This window comes from Streptomyces sp. NPDC051364 (assembly GCF_040682115.1).
In the GTDB taxonomy this organism is placed as follows: Bacteria; Actinomycetota; Actinomycetes; order Streptomycetales; family Streptomycetaceae; genus Streptomyces.
On record NZ_JBFBAH010000008.1, the window covers coordinates 281,025 to 304,002 of the forward strand.

Consider the following 22,978-nt stretch of genomic DNA (forward strand, 5'->3'; position numbering starts at 1 on the left):
CATGGCTGCGGGCACCATGCGGGTCGGCAGCGCATTGCGGGTCGCCGTCGTCGGCGGCGGCCCTGGGGGCCTGTACGCCGCCGCACTGCTGGCCCGCCAGGGCCACACCGTAGAGGTCTGGGAACGGAACGCCCCCGAGGACACCTTCGGCTTCGGCGTGGTGCTCTCCGACGAGACCCTCGGCGGCATCGAAGCGGCCGACACCGTGGTCTACGCCGCCCTCGGCGCGGAATTCGTGCGCTGGGACGACATCGACATCGTCCACCGCGGGCGGCTGCTGACCTCCGGCGGCCACGGCTTCGCCGCCATCGGGCGGCGCCGGCTGCTCGAGATCCTGCACGAGCGCTGCGCCGGGCTCGGGGTGAAGCTCTGCTTCCGCACCGGGGCGCCGGCCGCCGCGCTGCTGGCGGCCTCGTACGACCTGGTGGTCGCGGCCGACGGCGTGCACAGCCCGACCCGGCAGAGCGGCGCCGCGCACTTCCGGCCGACCCTGACGAGCGGGCACTGCCGCTACATCTGGCTCGCCGCCGACTTCGCCTTCGACGCGTTCCGCTTCGAGATCGCCGAGACCGAGCACGGCGTCATGCAGCTGCACGCCTACCCGTACTCGGCGGACGCCTCCACCGTGATCGTGGAGATGCACGAGAAGGTGTGGCGGGCCGCCGGCCTCGACCTGTGCGACGAGGACGAATCGGCCGCCCGCTGCGCCAAGATCTTCTCCGAGGCCCTGCGCGGCCGGCCGCTGCACGGCAACCGCTCGGCGTGGACGGAGTTCCGTACGGTCGTCAACGAGCGGTGGTCCCACGGCAACGTCGTCCTGCTCGGCGACGCGGCGCACACCGCGCACTTCTCCATCGGCTCCGGCACCAAGCTGGCGGTGGAGGACGCGCTCGCGCTCGCCGAAGCCGTGGCGGCGCAGCCAGACGTGCCCGCCGCCCTGGCCGCGTACGAGGCCGTACGGCGTCCGGCGGTGGCCTCGACCCAGCGGGCCGCCGCCGCCAGCATGCGGTGGTTCGAGGAACTCGCCGGGTACGTGGACCAGTCCGCCCGGCAGTTCGCCTTCAACCTGCTGACCCGCAGCCGCCGGGTGACCCACGACAACCTGCGGCTGCGCGACGAGCGGTTTACCCGGGCCGTGGAACGGGACTTCGGCTGCCCGGACGAGGACACCCCGCCGATGTTCACGCCCCTGAAGCTGCGCGGGCTGACCCTGCGCAACCGGGTCGTGGTCTCTCCGATGGACATGTACTCCGCGCAGGACGGCGACGGGACGCCCGGGGACTTCCACCTGGTGCACCTGGGCGCCCGGGCCCTCGGCGGGGCCGCCCTGGTGATGACCGAGATGGTCTGCGTGTCCGCCGAAGGCCGGATCACCCCCGGCTGCACCGGCCTGTACACGGCGGAGCAGGCGGCGGCCTGGACCCGGATCGCCGACTTCGTGCACACCTCCGCGCCCGGCACCGCGCTCGGCGTCCAGCTCGGCCACTCAGGTCCCAAGGGCTCGACGCGGCTGATGTGGGAGGGCATGGACGACCCCCTCCCGGAGGGCAACTGGCCGGTCGTGGCGGCCTCGGACACGCCCTACCGGCCGGGCGTCTCGGCCGTCCCGCGCACGCTGACGGCGCAGGACCTGGCGTCGATCCGCTCCGACTTCGCGGCCGCCGCGGTACGGGCCGCCGGCTGCGGGTTCGACCTGCTGGAACTGCACTGCGCCCACGGCTATCTGCTGTCCGGCTTCCTGTCCCCGCTCACCAACCACCGTACGGACGCCTACGGAGGCCCGCTGGAGAACCGACTCCGCTTCCCGCTGGAGGTCTTCGACGCGGTCCGCGCGGTCTGGCCCGACGACCGCCCGATGACCGTCCGCATCTCCGCCACCGACTGGGCCCCGGGCGGCACCTCCGCCCAGGACGCGGTGGACATCGCGGCCGCCTTCGCCGCCCACGGCGCCGACGCGATCGACGTGTCGACCGGCCAGGTGGTGGCGGACGAGGCCCCCGAGTACGGGCGCTCCTACCAGACCCCGTACGCGGACCGGATCCGCAACGCGCTGGGCGTCCCGGTCATCGCCGTCGGCGCCATCTCCTCCTGGGACGACGTGAACTCCCTGCTGCTGGCGGGCCGCGCCGACCTGTGCGCCGTCGGCCGCCCCCACCTGTACGACCCGCACTGGACCCTGCACGCGGCGGCCGACCAGTCCTACGCCGGCCCGGCGGCCCCCTGGCCCGCCCCCTACCGGGCCGGCAGCCGCAAACCGCCGGCCGGCCGCGGCTGAGGGGGGCTCATCCAGCTGCCCTCATCCAGCTGCCCTCATACCGCTGCTGCCCTCTCAGAGGGCGGCCACCTCGATGCGGTCCTCGACCGGGGTGTAGCCCAGGCGCTGGTAGACGCCGTTGCTGGTGGGGTTGGCCAGGTCCGTGAAGAGCAGCACCTCCGAGGCTCCGGCCGCGTACGCCGCCTCGCTCACCGCGTACGTGACCGCGGCGGCGTAGCCGCGGCCGCGGAGCTCCGGCGGGGTGTACACCGGGCCGACGCGGGCGGCCGAGCCGATCGGGCGGAAGAACCCGGCCATCGACACCGGCGTCCCGGCATCGTCCCAGATCAGCATGCCCCCGTACGAGAGCCGGTCGCGCAGGAAGGCCTCGGAGGGGCCGCCCGGCTCCCCGGTCTCCCGCTTGAAGGCGCCGGCCCAGTCCATCAGCAGCGGCAGATCGGCCTCGGTGGCGGTCCGGGCCCGCCCGGCCGGGGCGGGATCCGGGGCGACGAGTCCGGCGAGCCGGTAGAGGCGGTTCTCCTCGGTGACCTCGCTCGGCCTCCCCCAGGCCGCGGCCAGCGCCTCCGCGTCGCGGCGGCGGGCGATCAGTGCTTCGACCCCGGCGAGCAGCGGCTCGGCGGCGAGCGCGGCCCCCAGGCCCCGGACGGCCTCGTCCGGCAGCGCCCCGATCAGCAGCGGGTGCGGCGGGGTGCACAGCAGGGCGCCGGCGACGCTCCCGTCGGCGCCGGTCCACCAGCCGAAGAAGGGCTCGGCGGATCCGTACGCGTCCAGGCCGCGCCGCTCCAGCGCGTCGGTCACGGTCAGCAGGGAGGTGTTGGCGACGGGCTCGCCGGCCACGGCCGGGCCCGCCGCGGCCAGATAGGCCGCCAGGTCATGGGTGAAGGTCCAGGTCATGGCTCATGATGGCGCCGGATCGTTTCCCCACGCACATCAGTTTCTCCCTGAAGGATCGGACGACCGGGCACCTACGGTTCCAGGAACCCCGCCCCGATGTCCCGCAGCCGGGCGTGCAGTTCGGCGAAGACCGCCGCCGCCCGGTCGCCCGGCCAGTCCGCCGGCAGCAGCTCGCGCGGCAGGCCCGGATCGGCGTACGGGAGGCGGCGCCAGGTGTCCAGGGCCAGGAGGTAGCCGCGGTAGGCCTCCTCCGGAGTGGGCTCCCGGCCCGACTGGAAGGCGCGCAGCACCGGCTCGTGCAGGTCGAGGAACTCCTCGTGCTGCTTGGCCAGCGAGGTCAGGTCCCACCACCGGGCCACCGACTCGGTGGTCGGGGCGAAGCCGAGGTGGCCGCCGCGGAACAGCTCCACGTACGCCGTCAGGTGCAGCCGGTCCAGGGTGTGCCCGGTCTCCTCGTACAGGTGGGCCGGGGCGATCCACACCCCCGGCGCCACCGCGCCGAAGCCGAGCCGGGCGAGGCGCGAGCGCAGCAGGTGCCGCTTGCTCCGCTCCTGCTCCGGTACGGAGAACACCGCCAGCAGCCATTCCCCCGGCGGGTGCGCGTCGCGGTCCCCGTAGATCCGCCGGTCGCCGTCGTCCAGCAGCTGACGCGCCTCCGCCGAGAGCTCGTACCCCGGCGAGCCGTCCGCGGCGCGCGCGGGCAGCACGAAGCCGCGCCGCTTCAGCCGGGACACCGACGAGCGGACCGACGGGGCGTCCACGCCGGCCGCGCCCAGCAGGCGGACCAGCGCCGACACCGGGACCGGGCCCTCGAAGGCCCGCCCGTAGGCTCCGTAGAACGTGACGATCAGGGATCGCGGGGTGTGCTGTTCGACCACGGGTTCACTGTAGGGGGCGTCTTGCCGGTCAGCCCGGGCTCGCGGCGTCGCGCAGCCGGAACCGCTGCAGTTTCCCCGTCGCGGTCCGCGGGAGCGCGGGGAGGAAGACGAAGGAGCGCGGGCACTTGTGCGGGGCCAGTTCCGCCCGCATGAACGTGCGCAGGGCCTCCTCCGTCAGCGCCGCGCCCGCCCGCAGGACGGTGTACGCCACCACGATCTGCCCGCGTCGCTCGTCCGGGCGGCCCACGACCGCGGCCTCCACCACATCCGGGTGGCGCATCAGGGCTTCCTCCACCTCCGGGCCGGCGATGTTGTAGCCCGCCGAGACGATCATGTCGTCGGCGCGGGCGACGTAGCGGAAGTAGCCCTCCGGATCGCGGACGTAGGTGTCCCCGGTCAGGTTCCAGCCGTCCCGTACGTACTCCTCCTGCCGCGGGTCCGCCAGGTACCGGCAGCCCACCGGACCGCGTACGGCCAGCAGCCCCGGCTCGTTGTCCGCGACCGGGCGGCCGGAGGCGTCCACCACCCGCGCCTGCCAGCCCGGCACCACGCGGCCGGTCGTACCCGGACGGATGTCCTCGTCGGCCGCGGAGATGAAGATGTGCAGCAGCTCGGTGGCCCCGATGCCGTTGATGATCCGCAGTCCGGTGCGCTCGTACCAGGCCTGCCAGGTGGCCGCCGGGAGGTTCTCGCCCGCCGAGACGCAGCGGCGCAGCGCGGACAGGTCGTACGCGCCCACGTCGTACGGGCCCAGGTCGTCCAGCATCGCCCGGTACGCGGTGGGCGCGGTGAACAGCACCGTGACCCGGTGGGCGCCGAGGGCGGGCAGCAGCCGGCGCGGGACCGCCTGGTCGAGCAGCAGCGCGGAGGCGCCGGCCCGCAGCGGGAAGACGACCAGGCCGCCGAGGCCGAAGGTGAAGCCGAGCGGCGGACTGCCCGCGAAGACGTCGTCGGGGCGGGGGCGCAGGACGTTGCGGGAGAAGGTGTCGGCGACGGAGAGCAGATCGCGGTGGAAGTGCATACAGCCCTTGGGGCGGCCGGTGGTCCCCGAGGTGAAGGCGATCAGGGCCACGTCGTCGGCGGAGGTCTCGACGGCGCGGAACGGCTCCTCGTGCCGGTCGGCCAGCCGCAGCAGGTCGTCCGGGGCCTCGCCGCCGTACGGGGTGATCCGCAGGCCGGGCACCTCGGCCTTGGCCAGGTCGTCCAGCACGCCCACATGGCACAGCGCGTGCTGCACCCGGGCCATCGCACAGACCGTGGCCAGCTCCTGCGCCCGCTGCTGGGCGAGGACCGTCACCGCCACCGCGCCCGCCTTCATCACCGCCAGCCAGCAGGCGGCGAGCCACGGGCCGGTGGGGCCGCGCAGCAGCACCCGGTTGCCGGGGACCACGCCGAGGTCGGCCGTGAGCACGTGCGCGAGGCGGTCCACGCGCTCGCGCAGCTCCCCGTACGACCACACCTCGCCCGTGCCGCTGCGGAAGGCCGGGCGGTCGGGGCCGAACCGGGCGACGGTGGTGTCGAGCAGCTCGGCGCCGCAGTTGAGCCGGTCCGGGTAGGCCAGCTCGGGGAGCTCGAACAGCAGCCGCGGCCAGGCGTGGGGCGGCGGCAGGTGGTCGCGCGCGAAGGTGTCGGCGTGGGCGGAAGGCTTGAGCTCCAAGGCGGGTTCGCCCCCTTGCAACGGCAGCGGCCCCCGGGTGGGGGACCGAAGTGGCGGAGCAGGCCGTGCACGTGCGCTACGAGCGTATCGTGATGGTGACGGCAGTCAACAGGACGCGATAGAAGCGGGGATATTCGGATGACCGGATTCGCGCTCGGGGCGGAACAAGAGGAGTGGTGCGGGCACTTGCGCGCGCTGGCGGCGGACCGGCTGCGGCCGCTCGCCGACAAGGGGGAGCCGGGACGGGTCAACCGCCCGCTGCTCGCGGCACTCGGTGAGCTGGGCCTGCTGGAGCGGGTGTTCACCTCGGGGGCGCTGGAGCTGTGCCTGCTCCGCGAATCCCTCGCGTACGGGTGCACGGAGGCCGAGACGGCCCTCGCCCTCCAGGGCCTGGGGGCGCATCCGGTGCTCAGCTCGGGGACACCGGAGCAGCGGGCGCGCTGGCTGCCGCAGGTGCGGGCCGGGCGCGCGGTGGCGGCCTTCGCGCTGAGCGAGCCGGGGGCGGGCTCGGACGCGGCGGCGCTGGCGTTGGAGGCCGTACAGGACGGTGGCGTCGGCGGGGACGGCTGGCGGCTCAGCGGCGAGAAGTGCTGGATCTCCAACGCCCCCGAGGCCGACTTCTACACGGTGTTCGCCCGGACCGGCGAGGGTCCGGGCGCCAAGGGGGTCACCGCCTTCCTGGTCCCGGCCGACCGCCCCGGCCTGTCGGGGGAGCCCCTGGACATGCTCTCCCCGCATCCGATCGGCCGGCTGTCCTTCGACGGGGTCCCGGTCGGCCCGCAGGACCTGCTGGGCGAGCCCGGCCGGGGCTTCCGGGTGGCGATGGACACGCTGAACCTGTTCCGGCCGAGCGTGGGCGCCTTCGCCGTCGGCATGGCCAGGGCCGCCCTGGACGCGACCCTGGCCTACACGGCGGCGCGGCCCGCGTTCGGCGGGGTACTGGGCGACCTCCAGGCGGTGGGCCACCGGGTGGCCGAGATGGCCACCCGCACCGAGGCCGCCCGGCTCCTGGTCTACGCGGCGGCGGGCGCGTACGACGCCGGCTCGCCGGACGTCCCGCGCCGGTCGGCGATGGCGAAACTCCTGGCCACGGAGACGGCCCAGTACGTGGTGGACCACGCGGTCCAGCTGCACGGGGCCGTCGCCCTCCAGCGCGGCCACCTGCTGGAGCACCTCTACCGGGAGGTCCGGGCCCCGCGCATCTACGAGGGCGCGAGCGAGGTCCAGCGCACGATCATCGCGAAGGAGCTGTACCGGTGAGCCTCGAGCGGATCAACCCGGCGGAGCTCTCCCCGCCGGCGGGCTTCTCCCATGCCGTGGCCGCGAGCGGCTCCCGGCTGGTCTTCCTGGCGGGCCAGACCGCGCTCGACGCCTCGGGCAAGGTGGTCGGGGACACCCTGCCCGAGCAATTCGAACGCGCTCTGGCCAACCTCCTGGCGGCCCTCGCCGCATCCGGCGGCACCCCGGCCGACCTGGCCCGCGTGACGGTCTACACGGTCGACGTGGATGCATACCGCACTCATGCGCCCGAACTCGGCCGTGTCTGGCGCCGGCTGGCCGGCCGCGACTACCCGGCGATGGCGGTCATCGGGGTCGTCCGCCTCTGGGACGAGCCCGCCCTGGTCGAACTGGACGGTATTGCCGTACTCGCTACGGCCGCATCCGAGTTGCCGGATCGCTGACCAGCTGCTTTTGACAGCGAGCCAGGGAGGGGTGAGGGTGGAAATGACCTTTTTGTAAGGAATGTCTCAATCCTCGGAGGTGCATGGTCATGCGCCGTGTCATCACCGCGACGATCGTGGCAGGAGCCGCGGGCGTCGCGCTCGGCCTGATGCCTGTCGGCGGGGCGCTCGCCGCGGGTCTCCCTCAGACCCAGCAGAACAACACGGGATGGTGCTCCGACGACTGGCGCGGGGACCACTCGCGTGACTGCTGCGACTCCTCGCGCTGGCACAACGGGAACGACCGCCCCAGCTGGTGCTGGGACAACGACTCCCGCAACGACGGCCGGCACGACAACGCCAACTGGAACAACGACCGCTGGAACGACAGCCGCTCCAACCACGACAACCGGAACAATGACAACTGGAGCGGTGGCCACGACAACAGCTGGAACGGATCCGGTGACCGCGGCCACGACGACGGCGGCGGTGGCGGCGGCGACGGTGGCGGCCGTGGTGGCGACGGCGGCGGCGGTGGCGGCGGCCATGACGACGGCGGCGGTGGCGGCGGCGACGGTGGCGGCCGTGGTGGCGACGGCGGTGGCGGCGGAGGCGGCGGAGGTGGCGGTGGCCACTAGCCACTCAGCCACTGACCGTCCGGCTTCACCGGCTCTCCAGTAGGGTCCCCATCCATTCCTCGATCCCCGCGACCGTGCGGGGCAGGGCGCCTGACATCAGTCGGGCGCCCTTCGCCGTGATGACCAGGTCGTCCTCGATGCGCACGCCGATGCCGCGCAGCTCCGGGGGCAGTGTCTCGTCGTCCGGCTGCAGGTACAGGCCCGGCTCGACCGTCAGGACCTGGCCCTCCTCCAGGACCCCGTCCAGGTAGGTCTCCGCGCGCGCCTTCGCGCAGTCGTGCACGTCCAGCCCCAGCATGTGACCGCTGCTGCACAGCGTGTACCGCCGGTGCAGGTCGCCCCGCGCGTCCTTCAGGACGCCCCACTCCGCCAGGCCCTCCGCGATCACCCGCATCCCGGCCCGGTGGAAGTCCCGGAAGCTCGCGCCCGGGCGCAGCGCCGCCATGCCCGCGTCCTGCGCCGCCAGCACCAGTTCGTACACCTGCCGCTGGACGGGGGAGAAGCGCCCCGACAGCGGGAGGGTGCGCGTGATGTCCGCCGTGTAGAGGCTGTCGGTCTCCACGCCCGCGTCCAGCAGCAGCAGTTCGTCCCGGTCGAGCCGGCCGTCGTTGCGGATCCAGTGCAGGACGCACGCGTGCGCGCCCGACGCCGCGATCGTGTCGTATCCGGTGCCGTTCCCCTCCGCCCGGGCGCGCAGGCCGAAGACCCCCTCGATCCACCGCTCGCCGCGCGGGTGCGCCAGGGCGCGCGGCAGCGCCCGTACGACGTCCTCGAAACCGGCCGCCGTGTGGTCGACGGCGAGCTGGAGCTGCCCGACCTCCCAGGCGTCCTTGACCAGGCGCAACTCGGAGAGGGCTGCTGCCAGTTCGGTGTCGGTCGCGGCGTTGCGGCCCGCCGGGGAGCCGAGGTCGTCCAGGTGGGCGCAGCGCAGGCCGGTCAGCCGCTGCGCCTCTGCCAGGTCGGGGCGGCGGCCGACCCAGAACTCCCCGTACCGGCGGTCCCGGTAGAACTCCTCGTTGCCGTCCACGCGCGGGGAGCGGGGGCGCAGGTACAGCACGGCCTCGTGCCCGTGCGGGCCCGAGGGCTCCAGCACCAGGACGTGGCCCACCTGGTCCTCGCCCGTCAGCCCGGTCAGCCAGGCATACGCGCTGTGCGGGCGGAAGCGGTGGTCGCAGTCGTTGGAGCGGACCTTGAGCTCGCCGGCCGGGATGATCAGCCGCTCGCCCGGGAAGCGCGCCGAGAGCCGGGCGCGCCGGGCCGGGGTGACCTCGTACGCGGAGACCCGCGCGGCGTCGGGGAGGGGGGACGCCGCCCAGTCGGCGGCCATGAAACGGGACAACTCCGGTGACACCGGCAGGTCGTGGCTGCCGATGTTGAGGCGGGATTCGGCGCCGGGGGAGGCGCCGGAGGGGGTGTCGGTCATGGGGGCTCCCTCAAGAAGATGCGAACTGGTGAGCGCACAGGTCTTGTCAGTGCAATTTCACATTACTATGTTACAGCTCACACCGCGGCACGTTAATCCCCGTCAAACGCCGCGTGACGCAGGGCAGTTCACGCACCACTTCCCCCACCTCCCCTCCCAACCAGGAGTCTTTGGTGTCTCAGCACAGAGCTGTGCGTACGTCTCTCCTCTCCGCCGCCGTCGCGGTGACGCTGCTCGCCTCCGCGGGCCAGGCCGTGTCCCAGACCGCCGAGCGGCCCGCGCTCGCCGCCCCCGCCGCCGTGCCCGGCACCTTCACCTCGGGTGCGCCCGCCCCGAACCCCTTCGACGAGGTCGACCACCTCGCCTCGCCCAAGGAGGCCGCGCCCGCCACGGCCCAGGCCCCCGGCGGGCTGGCCGCCGACGGCCGCGTCCCCGGGGCCGCCCCGGCCGCTGCCGCTCCGGCCGAGCGCACCGAGCGCACCGAGAAGAGCCGCAAGCTCGCCGCCGCCGCCCAGGCCGCGACCACCGCGCAGAGCGTCGCCGCGGGCGTCCCGTGCACCCTCGACGGGATCACGGGCCTGAGCCCCGAGCAGTTCGCCGACTTCCTGGCCGACCCGGCCGTCACCGCCGACGGCTGTCTGCGCGGTCTGATCTGGACCTGGGACGCCCGCCTCGTGCCCGTGATGTCGGACGCGCACGTCCAGGCCGTCTCCCGCCGGATATCCGGCCTGGCCGCCGCCCACGACGGCCAGGGCTCCTCGCACCTGGAGGAGATGTTCACGTTCCTGCACGCGGCCACGTACCACGACTTCTCGCGCTCCGAGATCGACCTCACCGACGCCGCGACCGTCGGCGCCATGAGCAAGGCCGTCACCGACTTCGGCAATGCGGCCCGCACCTTCGACGCCACCGCCTCCAACGCCCGCACCCTGCGCGAGGCCCTCTACGCGACCGGCCCCGGCATGCGCCAGAGCCAGCTCGGCCTCGTCAAGAAGGTCCTGGCCACCCTGGACGCGTCGCACACCGCGACCAACACCGACGCGGCCTGGGGCGGCGCGGCCCTCGCCGCCCTCACCGTCAACTACCTCGGCGTGTACCCGGGCAACCAGGACAGCGCCTTCCACGCCGCGGCCAAGGCCGACTCCTCCTACCGGGCCGCCTTCAAGGCCTTCGCCGGATACACCCACCTCAAGGGCACCGCCAACGACTGGGCGGCCCGCGACGCGCTCGGCGAGTACGGCCGCTTCGGCCAGATCGACGGCCTCCAGGACCAGATCGCCGCCGACCTCGGCGCCCTCCTGGAGCCGGTCAAGGCCGGGTGGGGCAACGGCAGCGAGCAGTGGGCCAAGATCGTCTCCTGGCTGAACACCTACAACGCGTGCAAGCAGTACGGGGTGTGCAAGGAGGACATCGAGAAGATGCTCTTCCCGAACACGTACGCCTACGACAACGGCGCCATCAAGGTCCGCACGGCCCTCGACCGGGCCACCGTGGACCAGCTCTACTACGCGAGCAAGCAGGTCAAGACGCAGTTCCACCGGGTGCTCGGGACCGACCAGCCGCTGGCCGGCGACCCCAACACCACGCTGAACATCGTGCTGTACGCCTCCCGCGCCGACTACGTGACCTACCAGACGATGCTGTACGGCTACGGGACCAACAACGGCGGCATGTACATCGAGAACGGCGCCACCTTCTACACGTACCAGCGGCGCGTCCCGCAGGACTCCTCCCTGACCCTCGAGGAGCTCTTCCGTCACGAATACACGCACTACCTCAACGGCCGGTTCGCCGTCCCCGGCTTCTTCGGCGAGGGCCCCTGGTACGAGGGCGACCGCACCACCGCCATGGACGAGGGCACCGCCGAGTTCTTCGACGGCGCCACCCGCGACAACGGCATCGCCGTCCGCAAGTCCCTGGTCAAGGGCATCATCGGCGACACCGCCGGCGGCGGTCCGCGGATGTCGGTCGAGCAGCTGCTGAACGCCACCTATGACGGCGACGGATTCCGCTTCTACAACTACGCGGGCACGTTCTTCGAGTTCCTGTGGACCGAGAAGCCCTCGCTGCTGCGTGAGATGTACACCCACCTGCGGGCCAACGACGTCGCCGGGTACGACGCGTGGCGCCACCGGATGGGCGCCGACACCTACCTCCAGCGCGACTACGACCGCTTCCTGGACGCGCAGATCGCCAAGGTCGACCAGCTCTACGTGCCGAACACGGTCTTCACGCCCAACGACCGGCTGCGGGACTCCGCGCTGGCGAACGTGAAGTCGGCCTTCGCGACGGCCACGTACAGCACCCCGGACTGCGTGGAGAACGGGGACCCGGGCAAGCGCCGGTTCACCTGCACCGGCCGGATCAGCGCGAACCTGAAGAACTGGCGCAGCGACGACCAGAACTTCAAGGACATGTCGGAGACGGTGGACTACTTCATCCTCGACCGGGCGGGTGCTGCCTCGAACAACCTGGCCGACATGAACTGCTCCTTCGGCCCCGTGGAGATCTGGACCGACCACAAGGCGGGGACGTCGGGTTACAGCTGCGAGGGCCCGCTGCGCAGCTGATCCCGCGACCGTGCCGGTCCCTTCCGCAACGGGGGGAGGGACCGGCACGCGGACCGGCCGGCCGACCTAGGCACCGACTAAAGAATGTGACATATTACTGCCGTGCCCAAGAGACATCCCCTGGACGTCGTGATCATCGGCGCCGGCGTGGTCGGAGCCGCGATCGCGTACTACGCGGCCCGCTCCGGACTCTCCGTGGCCGTCGTCGACCGCGGCCCCGTCGCGGGCGGCACGACGGGAGCCGGGGAAGGCAACCTGCTCGTCTCCGACAAGGAGGCGGGCCCGGAGCTCGACCTGGCCCTGCTGTCGGCCGGCCTGTGGCGCGAACTCGCCGCGGTCCTCCCGCAGGAGATCGAGTACGAGGCCAAGGGCGGGCTCGTCGTCGCCCCGGACGAGGCTTCGCTCGAGGCGCTGCGAGATTTCGCCGAAGGCCAGCGCGCCGTCGGGGTCGAAGCCCTCGAGGCGGGGGCCCGCGACCTCCGCGAGCTGGAGCCCCATCTGGCCCCGGGGCCGGCCGGCGGGTTCCTGTACCCGCAGGACGCCCAGGTCCAGCCGGCCCAGGCGGCGGCCAGGCTGCTCGCCGCGTCGGGGGCTTCGGTGTACCTGGGGGAGGAGGTGACCGGGATCCTGACGGGGCCCGGGGGTGTCCGCGGGGTCCGCACGCGCGGCGGTGAACTCCTCGCCCCGGCGGTGGTGAACGCGGCCGGCACCTGGGGCGGCCGCATCGCGGAACTGGCGGGGGTGTCCCTGCCGGTGCTTCCGCGCCGCGGGTTTGTCCTGGTGACGGAGCCGCTGCCGAGGGTGGTCCGGCACAAGGTCTACGCCGCCGACTACATCGCGGACGTCGCCAGCGGCTCGGCGGCGCTGCAGTCCTCGGCGGTGGTGGAGGGCACACCGGCGGGCCCGGTGCTGATCGGGGCCACCCGGGAGCGGGTCGGCTTCGACCGGTCCCTGTCGGTGGAGGCCCTGCGCCGCCTCGCCGCTCAGGCGGCGGCACTGTTCCCCGTCCTGGCTGACGCCCGGATCCTCCGCACCTACCACGGCTTCCGCCCGTACCTTCCGGACCACCTCCCGGCGATCGGCCCGGACCCCCGGGTCCCAGGCCTGCTGCACGCTTGCGGCCACGAGGGCGCGGGCATCGGCCTGGCCCCGGCCACGGGCGTTCTCCTCACGGCAGCGCTGACGGGGGTGGAACCCCCGCTCCCCCTGTACCCGTTCCGCCCGGACCGCTTCGACGCGGAGCCCGCCCGATGACCGGTCCCGGTGCGGGTGCCCGCTGCGCTGGCCTCTTCCCCCACCCCGCCCCTTCCCGAAACCGGGCTCTGCCCGGACCCCGCGCCTCACACGCCGGCGGGGCCGGATCTCGCCGGGCGGGGAGAAGGCCCGCGCAGCGGAAGCCGGTACCGCCCCGCCACCTGCACCACGCCGAAGGAGAACCGCCGATGAGCCCAACCCCCCGCACCCTGGTCGGCGGAGCCCCCTCGGCCACGTACGTCCTGCGCTTCGACGGCCGCGAGCTCACGGCCCAGGCGGGCCAGAGCATCGCCGCCGTGCTCTGGGGCGCCGGGATCCTCGCCTGGCGGACCACCCGCGAACGCGGCGCCCCGCGCGGGGCGTTCTGCGGGATCGGCAGCTGCTACGACTGCCTCGTCACCGTCAACGGCCGCCCGAACCAGCGCGCCTGCCTCGTCCCCGCCCGTCCCGGGGACACCGTCACCACCCAGGAGGGAACCGGCCATGCCGAGCTCGGCTGCTGACGTCGCCCCGTCCGGCCTCGCCGTCGTCGGCGCGGGCCCCGCCGGGCTCGCCGCCGCCGTCACCGCCGCCGGGCTCGGGCTGCGGGTGGTCCTTCTCGATGCGGGGGAGCGGCCCGGCGGGCAGTACTACCGCCACCCCGCGCCGGGGCTCGGGGCGGACCGTCCCGAAGCCCTGCACCACGGGTGGGCCGCCTTCGCCTCCCGCGAAGCCGCCCTCCGGACCCACGAGGAGGCCGGCCGCATCACGTACCTCCCGGCCCACCACGTCTGGACCGTCGTACCGGACAGCCCCGGCTGGACTCTGCACGCCGTCGCCGGCCCCGACGAGGCGGCCGCCACCCTGCACGCCCGGGCCGTACTCCTCGCCACCGGGTCCTACGAGCGGCAACTGCCCTTCCCCGGCTGGACCCTGCCCGGGGTCGTCGGGGCCGGCGGGGCGCAGGCCATGCTCAAGAGCGGGCTCGTACTGCCGGGCAGGCGGGTCGTCGTGGCCGGGAGCGGGCCGCTGCTGCTCGCCGCCGCCGGGTCGCTCGCCGCCGCCGGGGCCCGGGTGCCGGCCGTCGTCGAAGCCGCCGCGTACAGCGGTTACGCCGGCCACGTCCCCGCTCTGCTGCGCAACCCCGGCAAGCTCGCCGAGGCCGCCACGTACGGCAGCGCCCTGCTCCGCCGCCACATCCGGCTGCTGACCCGGCACGCCGTGACCGAGGCCCACGGCACCGACCGCGTCGAGGCCGTCACCGTGGCCCGCCTGGACCGGGACTGGCGGCCCGTGCCCGGCACCGCCCGCCGGATCCCCTGCGACGCCCTGGCCGTCGGCCACGGGCTCGTCCCCCAATTGGAGCTGGCGACCGGCCTCGGCTGCGCCACCCGCCGCAGCGCCGACGGCACCGCCGCCCTGGCGCTGGACGCCGAGCAGCGGACCTCCGTACCCGGCATCTGGTCCGCCGGTGAGACCGGCGGCATCGGCGGTGCCCAACTGGCCCTGCTCGAAGGGGAGATCGCCGCCCACGCCATTGCCGGCCGGCCCGTCCCCGCCGACCTGGCCCGCCGCCGCGGCCGCCTCCGCGCCTTCGCCGAGGCCATGGGCGCCGCCCACCGCCCGGGCGCCGGCTGGACCGACTGGCTCCGCGACGACACCGACGTGTGCCGCTGCGAGGAGGTCCCGGCCGGCCGGATCCGCGAGGCCGTCACCGACCTCGGCGCGCGGGACGCCCGTTCGGTCAAACTCCTCACCCGCGCCGGAATGGGCTGGTGCCAGGGCCGGATGTGCGGACCGGCCGTCGCCGCTCTGGCCGGGGAGGACCCCGCACCCGACCGGCGGCCCCTGTCCTGCCCGGTCCCGCTGCGCCACCTCGCCGAACTGCCGTCGGCGGACGGCTGATCCACCAGGCCGGAGCCCTTGTGGCCACCTCACACCCACTAGTAAAATGTCACACATCACCCTAGGGAGCTCTCACATGACCGACGCGCACACCCCCGCGCCCACCACCGGTACGGACACCCGCACCCGCCCCTGGCACGGCATCATGGTCGCCACCGCGCTGCCCCTGCGCGAGAACCTCGGCGTCGACTACGACGCCTACGCCGAGCACGTCGCCTGGCTCATCGCCAACGGCTGCGACGGCGTGGTCCCCAACGGCTCGCTCGGGGAGTACCAGACCCTCACCGACGAGGAGCGGGCCCGTGTGGTCCGCACCGCCGTCGAGGCCGCCGGCGACGGCGCCCGCGTCATGCCCGGCGTCGCCGCCTACGGCAGCGCCGAGGCCCGCCGCTGGGCCGACCAGGCCGCCGAGGCCGGGGCGGGCTCCGTACTCCTGCTGCCCCCCAACGCCTTCCGGGCCGACGAGGCGACCGTACGCGCCCACTACGCCGAGGCCGCCCGCGCCGGGCTGCCCGTCGTCGCGTACAACAACCCCATCGACACCAAGGTGGACCTGACCCCCGCCCTCCTCGCCCGCCTGCACGGCGACGGCAGCATCGTCGCCGTCAAGGAGTTCAGCGGGGACGTCCGCCGCGCCTACGAGATCGCCGAACTCGCCCCCGGCCTCGACCTGCTCATCGGCGCCGACGACGTCCTCCTCGAACTCGCCCTCGCCGGCGCGGTCGGCTGGATCGCCGGCTACCCCAACGCCCTGCCGCGCTCCTGCGCCGAGCTCTACCGGGCTGCCGTCGCCGGAGACGTCGCCACCGCGCTGCCGCTGTACAAGTCCCTGCACTCCCTGCTGCGCTGGGACTCCAAGACCGAGTTCGTCCAGGCCATCAAGCTCTCCATGGACCTCGCCGGACGCCCCGGCGGCGCCACCCGCCCGCCCCGCTTCCCCCTCACCGGGGAGATCGAGGCGGCCGTCCGGGCCGCCACCGAGAAGGCCCTCGCCGAGGGCCTCAACTAGTCACAGGGGGAGCGGAATGCGTACGCGCCACATCTACCACGCGGTGGACTCGCACACCGAGGGCATGCCGACCCGGGTGATCACCGGTGGCGTCGGGGTGATCCCCGGCGCCACCATGGCCGAGAAGCGGCTCCACTTCATCGAGCACACGGACCACGTCCGGACCCTGCTCATGTACGAGCCGCGCGGCCACTCCGCGATGAGCGGCGCCATCCTCCAGCCCCCCACCCGGCCCGACGCCGACTTCGGCGTGCTCTACATCGAGGTGTCGGGCCTGCTCCCCATGTGCGGGCACGGGACCATCGGGGTCGCCACAGTCCTGGTGGAGACGGGCATGGTGGAGGTCGTCGAGCCGGTCACCACCGTCCGGCTCGACACCCCGGCCGGGCTGGTCAGTGTCGACGTCCGCGTCGAGGACGGGGCGGCCACCGCCGTCACCCTCACCAACGTCCCGTCCTTCTGCGTAGGGCTCGACCTCAAGGCCGAGGTTCCCGGCCACGGCACGGTCACCTACGACCTCGCCTACGGCGGGAACTTCTACGCCTTCGTCGACCTCGACTCCCTCGGGCTCCCCTTCGACCGGGACCGCAAGGACGAGCTCCTCGCCGCCGGACTCGCCGTCATGGACGCGATCAACGCCTCCGGCGACCGGCCCGTCCACCCCGAGAACCCCTCCATCGCCGGGGTCAAGCACGTCTACCTCGCCGCCCCCGGCTCCGACGCCCGCCGCTCCCGGCACGCCATGGCCATCCACCCGGGCTGGTTCGACCGCTCGCCCTGCGGTACGGGGACCAGTGCGCGCATGGCCCAGCTGCACGCCCGCGGCCTCCTCGAGCTCGGCGCGGACTTCGTCAACGAGTCCTTCATCGGCACCGAGTTCACCGGCCGGCTGATCGGGGAGACCACCGTGGGCGGGCTCCCGGCCGTCGTCCCCACCGTCACCGGGCGGGCGTGGATCACCGGCACCGCCCAGTACTTCCTCGACCCGTCCGACCCCTTCCCCGCAGGGTTCCTGCTGTGAGCGGCGCGAGCGCCGCCGTACGCACCGTGGACTACCACACGGCCGGGGAGCCCTTCCGGATCGTCGACGTCGCCGCGGCCGGCCTGCCGCCCGTGCCCGGGGACACCGTCGCCGAGCGCTGCGCCACCGCGATCGGTCCCGGAGGCTCCGGGACGGCCCCGCGCCGGAGCCCGCTGGACGACGTACGGCGGCTCCTCGTGCAGGAGCCGCGCGGACACGCCGGGATGTACGGCGGGTTCGTCGTGCCCCCGGATGACGACGGGGCCCACTTCGGCGTGCTGTTCTGGCACAAGGACGGCTATTCCACCGCCTGCGGCCACGGCACGATGGCCCTCGGCGCCTGGGCCGTGGACACCGGCCGGGTCGCCGCCCCGGACGACGGGGACGTACAGGTGCGGATCGACGTGCCCTCGGGCCGGGTCGCCGCGACCGTGCACCGCAGCGGCGGCCGCACCACCGGGGTCACCTTCCGCAACGTCCCGGCCCGGGTCAGCGCCCGCAAGGTGCCGGTGGCGACCACCCTGGGCATGGCGGAGGTGGACCTCGCGCACGCCGGCGCCTGCTACGCGTCCGTCGCCGCCCGGGACCTCGGCCTGGCGGTCTCCCGGGCCGCGCTGCCCGAACTCGTCCGGGCCGGGCAGGAGATCCGGGCCGCGCTGGCCGCCCACCCGGGGACCTGGCACCCCGGCGGGCCGCTGCTCTCCGGGGTCTACGGGGTGATCCTCCACGAGGAGCTGCCCGACACTCCCTTCGGGCCGCACCAGCGCAACGTCACCGTGTTCGCCGACGGGCAGATCGACCGCTCGCCCTGCGGCTCGGGAACCTCGGCGCGCCTCGCGCTGCTCGCGGAGGACGGGCGGCTCGGGGCGGGCGAGGACCTGCTCCACGAGTCGGTGGTGGGCACGGTGTTCACCGGCCGGGTGGTGCCGGGGGGCTCCCGCGACGGCCTCGTCACGGAGGTCACCGGCGCGGCGTACCGCACCGGCGAGCACACCTTCGTACGGGATCCGCAGGACGCCCTCGGCCCCGGATTCCTGCTGTGATCCCGCAGTTCGAGGCCGAGGAGACGGCGGCGCTGCTCACCCCGGCCGCAGCCGCCGACGCGCTGGCCGACGTACTGCGGGCCGGGCTGGACCCGGAGACCTGTCCGCAGCGCTCGGCCGTCCCCGTGCCGGGCGGCGGCGAGCTGCTGCTGATGCCGGCCGCGGCGGGGGCGTACGCCGGGGTGAAGATCGCCGGGGTGGCGCCCGGCAATCCGGCTCTCGGCCTGCCCCGCATCACGGGCTCGTACCTGCTGCTGGACGGGCCGACCCTGCGCCCGCTGGCCCTGTTCGACGGCGCGGCGCTGACCGCCCTGCGCACCCCGGCGGTCTCGGCGCTCGCCCTGCGCCACCTCGCGCCCGCCGGGCGGGCCCTGCGGCTGGTGCTCTTCGGCGCCGGCCCGCAGGCGTACGGGCATCTCGAAGCGGTACGGGCCGTACGGGAGTTGGCGCAGGCCGTGATCGTCGGCCGCGATCCCGTCGCCGCGGAGAAACTGGCGGAGCATGCCCGAGCCCTGGGCGTGCGGGCCCGTACGGGCACCCCGGCGGACGTGGCCGGCGCGGACCTGGTGCTGTGCTGCACCACAGCCCGCGAACCCCTCTTCGACGGGCGGCTGGTGGCCCCGGGCGCGACGGTCGTGGCCGTCGGCTCGCACGAGCCGGACGCCCGGGAGACCGACACCGCCCTCGTGCGGCGGGCCGCCGTGTACGTGGAGTCGCGGGCGGCGGCGCTGCGCGAGGCGGGGGACCTGCTGGTGCCGGAGGCGGAGGGGGCGATCGGACCCGGTCATATCAGCGGCACCCTGGCCGACCTGGTGACGGGCCGGATGCCGGTGGCCGGACCCCCGAGTTGTCCACAGCTCTTCAAGAGCGTGGGCATGGCCTGGGAAGATCTCGCTGTGGCGGTGGCGATGTATCGCGCCGCGGGAGACACCACCGCTCGGGGATCAAGCGCAACGTGACATTGTACGCTGTCCCTCTGCACTCGGTGGTGCGAAGGTGTTCGGAGGAAGAGCAATGGGTGACCTGAAGCAGCACAGTCTCATCAAGGCCCAGGAACGGCTCCGCGACCAGGTCGGCCACGCCCTTCGAGCAGCCCTGATAGCGGGTGAACTGCGCCCCGGGAGCGTCTACTCGGCGCCGGGCCTGGCCGCCGAGCTCGGGGTCTCCGCAACGCCCGTCCGCGAGGCGATGCTCGACCTGGCCCGCGAGGGCCTGGTGGAACCCGTACGCAACAAGGGCTTCCGGATCACCGAGGTCAGCGAGCGCGACCTGGACCAGTACACCGAACTGCGCACGATGATCGAGGTGCCGACCATCGGCCGGATCACGAAGATCGCCACGGTGGAGCAGCTGGAGGCGTTGCGGCCCATCGCGGAGGAGATCGTCACCAGCGCCCGCGAGCACAACCTCATCGGCTACCTGGAGGCGGACCGCCGCTTCCACCTGTCGCTGCTCGCCCTGGCGGGCAACGACCGGCTGGTGGAGACGGTGGGGGACCTGCGCAAGCGCTCACGGCTGTACGGACTGACGGGCCTGGACGAGGCCGGAAAGCTGGACTCCTCCGCCGAGGAGCACATCGAGCTGCTGGACCTGATGATCGCCGGGGACGCGGAGGCGGCGGAGGCCTGCATGGTCCGCCACCTCGGCCACGTCCGCTCCCTCTGGGCCCAGGGCCGCGACGAGCCGGTCGGCCGCACACCGGGAGGCCTGGGCTCGGGCGTCTAGTGCCGCGTCAGGCAACGTTCGCCCCGTCGCGACGCCCGGCACGCACTCTCGCCACGCCGGCCGAAAGCTCAAGTACGTCCAGTGCGAGCGCTTGCGGCCGGCACGCCGAGAGCACGCACCGGGACGCCGCTCCCTGACGGGCAAACGTTGCCTGACGCGGCACTAGCACCGTCGGCGCGGTGCGCGGGAGAGTGCGCCGGGCGGGTGGAGCTCGTGGCGCCTAAGGGTGATGGTTGCGAACGGAGGTCGATTCCGCCCGGAATCCGTCTACGAACACTGGGTCATGTGCACCGAGTGATGGGTTCCCGAACATGTTGAAGACTGCATTCCGGCTCGCTTCCGCCACCGCCCTGGTCGCCGTCTCGCTGGCGTTCGGCTCGCCCGCCGACGCGGCGACGGATCCGTACCCGGGCACCCCGCAGCAGATCCGTGACACCGGCCCCTGCGGCCCGACCGGCGGCTACAGTGCGTCGGAGTGGACGCAGACCACGACGGACCCCTCGATCCAGCCGGAGGTGGACCTCGCCGCCGTGCGTGAGGCCTGGTTCTGGCGGCACGACGGGAACACGCTGTGGCGGGGCGACACACGGCCACCCCAAACGATCTTCGCCAGCGGCTTCGCCCCACGGGGCACGGACCTCACCCCGCTGTCGCAGTGGATCATCGGGGGAAGCGGGCAGCAGAACGCCGCGCACGTGAGCACCACTTGTGAGCGCTGGGTGGCGCAGGAATTCGCCACGGGGGGCGGGAACGACGGCTGGGTCTACGCGATCCAGGCTCCCGGCGGGATCGACATCAACGCCACCGCGCGGCAGACGGGCCTCCAGTCGCAGTTCCTGTGGAACAAGGAGATCGACTTCCCCGGCGGCGTCGAAGGCAGGTTCATCGAGGGGGCCTGCCAGTACCACTTCGTCGGCTTTGACCCGCAGACGAACGACAGGATCTACCGGAACCTCGGCTGTGTGACGAACAGCAACTTCCGTCCGGTGCTGAGCAAGCACAAGGAAAAGCAGCCGGCCGGTTCGCCGCGCTGAGCTGATTCCCGGCGGGAGCGGGTCCGCTCCGGCCGTTCGTCGTGACGCGCAGCGCCAGGCGGTGACGAGGGCGGCAGCCCTCCCGGCTGCCCGGCGCTGCGCGTCGTCGGGTCATCGCACGGTGCGGCCCGGCAGTCTCAACTCGCCTTCGAATGCCCGGATTTGGACACGGCTGGATAACGGCGGCACCAACCCCTTGTCAGTACAATTTCACATTACTATGTTATCGGTCACATCATAGAGCGCGGCCCTTCACTGGAGTGACCCATGACCAAGCGCAGCCAACTCGCCCTCGCCACCGCCCTGGTGGCCGCACTCGCACTCGGTGCCTCGGGCTGCTCCGACCCCAAGAAGGGCTCCACCGGCGCCGGCGCGAGCAACCCCGCCGCCGCCAACGACGGCAAGATCCTCGGCGGCGCCCCCGTCAAGGGCGGGACCCTGACCGTCCTGTCCAACCAGGACTTCGCCCACCTCGACCCCGCCCGCAACTGGGTCATGCCGACGATGGACTTCGGCACCCGCCTCCTCTACCGCACGCTCGTCACCTTCAAGGCCGAGCCCGGCAAGGCCGGCAGCGAGCTCGTGCCCGACCTCGCCACCGACCTCGGCACCCCCTCCAACGGCGGCAAGACCTGGACCTTCACCCTCAAGGAGGGCGTGAAGTACGAGGACGGCTCGCCGATCAAGGCTCAGGACGTCAAGTACAACGTCGAGCGCTCCTTCGCCCCCGACCTCACCGGCGGCCCCGACTACGCCGCCCAGTACCTGGCCGGCACCGAGGGCTACAAGGGCCCGCTCCAGGGGCAGCACCTCGACTCCGTCAAGACCCCCGACGACCGCACGATCGTCTTCGAACTCAAGCGGCCCGTCGCCGAGTTCTCCGCGACCGCCACCCTCCCCACCTTCGCCCCCGTCCCGCAGTCCCAGGAGAAGGGCACCCAGTACGACGCCCGCCCGTTCTCCTCCGGCCCGTACAAGATCGAGTCGTACGACCGCGACAAGAAGCTCGTCCTCGTCCGCAACGAGCACTGGGACCCGAAGACCGACAGCGTCAGAAAGGCCTACCCCGACAAGTTCGTCGTGGTCATGGGCCTCAAGGGCGGCCAGGTCGACGACCGCATCATCGCCGGCGAAGGCGCCGACGCCTCGGCCGTCGAGTACTTCAACATGCGCCCCGAGAGCGCCCCGAAGGTACTGCCGAAGCCGGAGATCAAGGCGCGTCTGCTCGCCGAGTCCCAGGGCTGTACGGTCATGCTCCACCTGAACAACTCCCGTGCCCCCTTCAACGACCCGAAGGTCCGCGAGGCCCTCCAGTACGCCGTCGACAAGGAGTCCGTGATCACCGCGGGCGGCGGCCCGGCCCTCAACGAGGTCGCCACCGCCTACCTGCCCCCGGCGCTCTCCGGCGGCAAGCAGGCCGACACCCTGAAGATCCCCCCGGCCGGCGACCCGGCCAAGGCCAAGGAACTCCTCAAGGCCGCCGGCAAGGAGACCCTGAAGGTCTCCCTCACCGTCTCCACCGGCGACAAGGGCAAGGCCGAGGCCATCCAGCAGGGCCTGTCCCGCGCGGGCGTCGAGGTCGTCATCGACACCGTCGACCCCGGCGCCTACTACGACGTCATCGGCGACCTCTCCACCACCCCCGACATGACCCTCACCGGCTGGTGCCCCGACTACCCCTCCGGCTCCACCTGGATCCCCTTCGTCTTCGACGGACGCACCATCAAGGACAAGGGCAACCAGGGCAACTACAGCCAGTTCCGCGACGAGGCCACCATGAAGCGGATCGACGAGATCAACGCCATGGCCGACGCCAAGCAGGCCAACCAGGCCTGGATCGACCTGGACGCGGAGCTCATGAAGAAGTCCCCGTCGATCCCGGTCCTGCTGGAGCGCAAGCCGCTGCTCGTCGGCCCCAACATCGCGGGCGCCTACGGCCACCCCGTGTGGACCGGCACCATCGACTACGGCACGGTCGGCCTCAAGGACCCCTCGAAGAGCCAGGGCTGAGG

19 protein-coding genes are annotated in these 22,978 nt (G+C 73.2%); 15 read left to right on the forward strand and 4 right to left on the reverse strand.

The features are described 5' to 3' along the window. The first annotated feature begins 1 nt into the window (after position 1). The gene (locus AB0M76_RS19965; RefSeq protein ID WP_365954088.1) at positions 2-2,275 is read left to right on the forward strand and encodes a bifunctional salicylyl-CoA 5-hydroxylase/oxidoreductase; all 2,274 of its coding nucleotides are present in this window, start codon (positions 2-4) and stop codon (positions 2,273-2,275) included. A 54-nt stretch (positions 2,276-2,329) separates the two neighbouring features. Here the strand turns inward: AB0M76_RS19965 and AB0M76_RS19970 are convergent, their stop codons facing one another. From AB0M76_RS19970 to AB0M76_RS19980, 3 genes are all read right to left on the reverse strand, one after another. Further along, complete coding sequence (locus AB0M76_RS19970) at positions 2,330-3,169, reverse strand: GNAT family N-acetyltransferase (protein ID WP_365954089.1); 840 nt, start codon at positions 3,167-3,169, stop codon at positions 2,330-2,332. 71 nt (positions 3,170-3,240) lie between these two features. Further along, positions 3,241-4,047, reverse strand: a complete 807-nt coding sequence (locus AB0M76_RS19975; protein ID WP_365954090.1) for a PaaX family transcriptional regulator C-terminal domain-containing protein — start codon at positions 4,045-4,047, stop codon at positions 3,241-3,243. Between the two features lie 28 nt (positions 4,048-4,075). Continuing rightward, complete coding sequence (locus AB0M76_RS19980) at positions 4,076-5,704, reverse strand: AMP-binding protein (protein WP_365954091.1); 1,629 nt, start codon at positions 5,702-5,704, stop codon at positions 4,076-4,078. A 138-nt stretch (positions 5,705-5,842) separates the two neighbouring features. On the opposite strand from AB0M76_RS19980, the gene AB0M76_RS19985 reads away from it, so the two are divergent. From AB0M76_RS19985 to AB0M76_RS19995, 3 genes are all read left to right on the forward strand, one after another. Continuing rightward, a complete protein-coding gene (locus AB0M76_RS19985; RefSeq protein ID WP_365954092.1) occupies positions 5,843-6,964 on the forward strand; it encodes an acyl-CoA dehydrogenase family protein in 1,122 nt (373 codons plus the stop codon). Next, positions 6,961-7,386: a RidA family protein gene (locus AB0M76_RS19990; protein ID WP_365954093.1), complete on the forward strand. Its 426-nt coding sequence runs from the start codon at positions 6,961-6,963 to the stop codon at positions 7,384-7,386. The genes AB0M76_RS19985 and AB0M76_RS19990 overlap by 4 nt, the downstream gene beginning before the upstream one ends. 89 nt (positions 7,387-7,475) lie before the next feature. After that, the gene (locus AB0M76_RS19995; protein WP_365954094.1) at positions 7,476-8,003 is read left to right on the forward strand and encodes a hypothetical protein; all 528 of its coding nucleotides are present in this window, start codon (positions 7,476-7,478) and stop codon (positions 8,001-8,003) included. 25 nt (positions 8,004-8,028) lie between these two features. Here the strand turns inward: AB0M76_RS19995 and AB0M76_RS20000 are convergent, their stop codons facing one another. Beyond that, positions 8,029-9,426, reverse strand: a complete 1,398-nt coding sequence (locus tag AB0M76_RS20000) for an aminopeptidase P family protein (RefSeq protein ID WP_365954095.1) — start codon at positions 9,424-9,426, stop codon at positions 8,029-8,031. Positions 9,427-9,599: 173 nt separating this feature from the next. Here AB0M76_RS20000 and AB0M76_RS20005 point away from each other — a divergent pair, with 173 nt between their 5' ends. The 11 genes from AB0M76_RS20005 to AB0M76_RS20055 all read left to right on the forward strand — a co-directional run bounded on the left by AB0M76_RS20005 (position 9,600) and on the right by AB0M76_RS20055 (position 22,976). After that, positions 9,600-11,996 carry a collagenase gene (locus AB0M76_RS20005; RefSeq protein ID WP_365954096.1) on the forward strand — a complete coding sequence of 799 codons (2,397 nt, stop codon included), beginning with the start codon at positions 9,600-9,602 and terminating at the stop codon, positions 11,994-11,996. Positions 11,997-12,098: 102 nt separating this feature from the next. Next, complete coding sequence (locus tag AB0M76_RS20010; RefSeq protein WP_365954097.1) at positions 12,099-13,250, forward strand: FAD-binding oxidoreductase; 1,152 nt, start codon at positions 12,099-12,101, stop codon at positions 13,248-13,250. Positions 13,251-13,438: 188 nt separating this feature from the next. Next, positions 13,439-13,753 (forward strand): (2Fe-2S)-binding protein, encoded by a 315-nt coding sequence (locus tag AB0M76_RS20015; protein WP_365954098.1) that lies wholly within the window; start codon positions 13,439-13,441, stop codon positions 13,751-13,753. Then, the gene (locus AB0M76_RS20020) at positions 13,734-15,134 is read left to right on the forward strand and encodes an FAD-dependent oxidoreductase (protein ID WP_365954099.1); all 1,401 of its coding nucleotides are present in this window, start codon (positions 13,734-13,736) and stop codon (positions 15,132-15,134) included. Before AB0M76_RS20015 ends, AB0M76_RS20020 begins: the two co-directional genes overlap by 20 nt. Before the next feature lie 76 nt (positions 15,135-15,210). Further along, entirely contained in the window at positions 15,211-16,143 is a 933-nt protein-coding gene (locus AB0M76_RS20025; RefSeq protein WP_365954100.1) for a dihydrodipicolinate synthase family protein, read from the forward strand. A 16-nt stretch (positions 16,144-16,159) separates the two neighbouring features. Next, positions 16,160-17,164 carry a proline racemase family protein gene (locus AB0M76_RS20030; RefSeq protein ID WP_266634140.1) on the forward strand — a complete coding sequence of 335 codons (1,005 nt, stop codon included), beginning with the start codon at positions 16,160-16,162 and terminating at the stop codon, positions 17,162-17,164. Beyond that, positions 17,161-18,207, forward strand: a complete 1,047-nt coding sequence (locus AB0M76_RS20035) for a proline racemase family protein (protein WP_365954101.1) — start codon at positions 17,161-17,163, stop codon at positions 18,205-18,207. The genes AB0M76_RS20030 and AB0M76_RS20035 overlap by 4 nt, the downstream gene beginning before the upstream one ends. Then, a complete protein-coding gene (locus tag AB0M76_RS20040) occupies positions 18,204-19,166 on the forward strand; it encodes an ornithine cyclodeaminase family protein (RefSeq protein WP_365954102.1) in 963 nt (320 codons plus the stop codon). Before AB0M76_RS20035 ends, AB0M76_RS20040 begins: the two co-directional genes overlap by 4 nt. A 55-nt stretch (positions 19,167-19,221) precedes the next feature. Beyond that, complete coding sequence (locus AB0M76_RS20045) at positions 19,222-19,932, forward strand: GntR family transcriptional regulator (protein WP_365954103.1); 711 nt, start codon at positions 19,222-19,224, stop codon at positions 19,930-19,932. A gap of 311 nt (positions 19,933-20,243) precedes the next feature. Then, positions 20,244-20,966 (forward strand): hypothetical protein, encoded by a 723-nt coding sequence (locus tag AB0M76_RS20050; RefSeq protein WP_365954104.1) that lies wholly within the window; start codon positions 20,244-20,246, stop codon positions 20,964-20,966. A gap of 267 nt (positions 20,967-21,233) precedes the next feature. After that, the gene (locus AB0M76_RS20055; protein ID WP_365954105.1) at positions 21,234-22,976 is read left to right on the forward strand and encodes an ABC transporter substrate-binding protein; all 1,743 of its coding nucleotides are present in this window, start codon (positions 21,234-21,236) and stop codon (positions 22,974-22,976) included. Positions 22,977-22,978 lie beyond the last annotated feature (2 nt).

What these genes read in the sequence shown, in the direction of transcription:
- AB0M76_RS20055 (WP_365954105.1), top strand. Translation starts at nt 21,234, where the DNA reads ATGACCAAGCGCAGCCAACTCGCCCTCGCCACCGCCCTGGTGGCCGCA.
- AB0M76_RS20030 (WP_266634140.1), top strand. Translation starts at nt 16,160, where the DNA reads ATGCGTACGCGCCACATCTACCACGCGGTGGACTCGCACACCGAGGGC.
- AB0M76_RS20045 (WP_365954103.1), top strand. Translation starts at nt 19,222, where the DNA reads ATGGGTGACCTGAAGCAGCACAGTCTCATCAAGGCCCAGGAACGGCTC.
- AB0M76_RS19995 (WP_365954094.1), top strand. Translation starts at nt 7,476, where the DNA reads ATGCGCCGTGTCATCACCGCGACGATCGTGGCAGGAGCCGCGGGCGTC.
- AB0M76_RS19965 (WP_365954088.1), top strand. Translation starts at nt 2, where the DNA reads ATGGCTGCGGGCACCATGCGGGTCGGCAGCGCATTGCGGGTCGCCGTC.
- AB0M76_RS20025 (WP_365954100.1), top strand. Translation starts at nt 15,211, where the DNA reads ATGACCGACGCGCACACCCCCGCGCCCACCACCGGTACGGACACCCGC.
- AB0M76_RS19970 (WP_365954089.1), bottom strand. Translation starts at nt 3,169, where the DNA reads ATGACCTGGACCTTCACCCATGACCTGGCGGCCTATCTGGCCGCGGCG.
- AB0M76_RS20015 (WP_365954098.1), top strand. Translation starts at nt 13,439, where the DNA reads ATGAGCCCAACCCCCCGCACCCTGGTCGGCGGAGCCCCCTCGGCCACG.
- AB0M76_RS20050 (WP_365954104.1), top strand. Translation starts at nt 20,244, where the DNA reads ATGTTGAAGACTGCATTCCGGCTCGCTTCCGCCACCGCCCTGGTCGCC.
- AB0M76_RS19985 (WP_365954092.1), top strand. Translation starts at nt 5,843, where the DNA reads ATGACCGGATTCGCGCTCGGGGCGGAACAAGAGGAGTGGTGCGGGCAC.
- AB0M76_RS20020 (WP_365954099.1), top strand. Translation starts at nt 13,734, where the DNA reads ATGCCGAGCTCGGCTGCTGACGTCGCCCCGTCCGGCCTCGCCGTCGTC.
- AB0M76_RS20000 (WP_365954095.1), bottom strand. Translation starts at nt 9,426, where the DNA reads ATGACCGACACCCCCTCCGGCGCCTCCCCCGGCGCCGAATCCCGCCTC.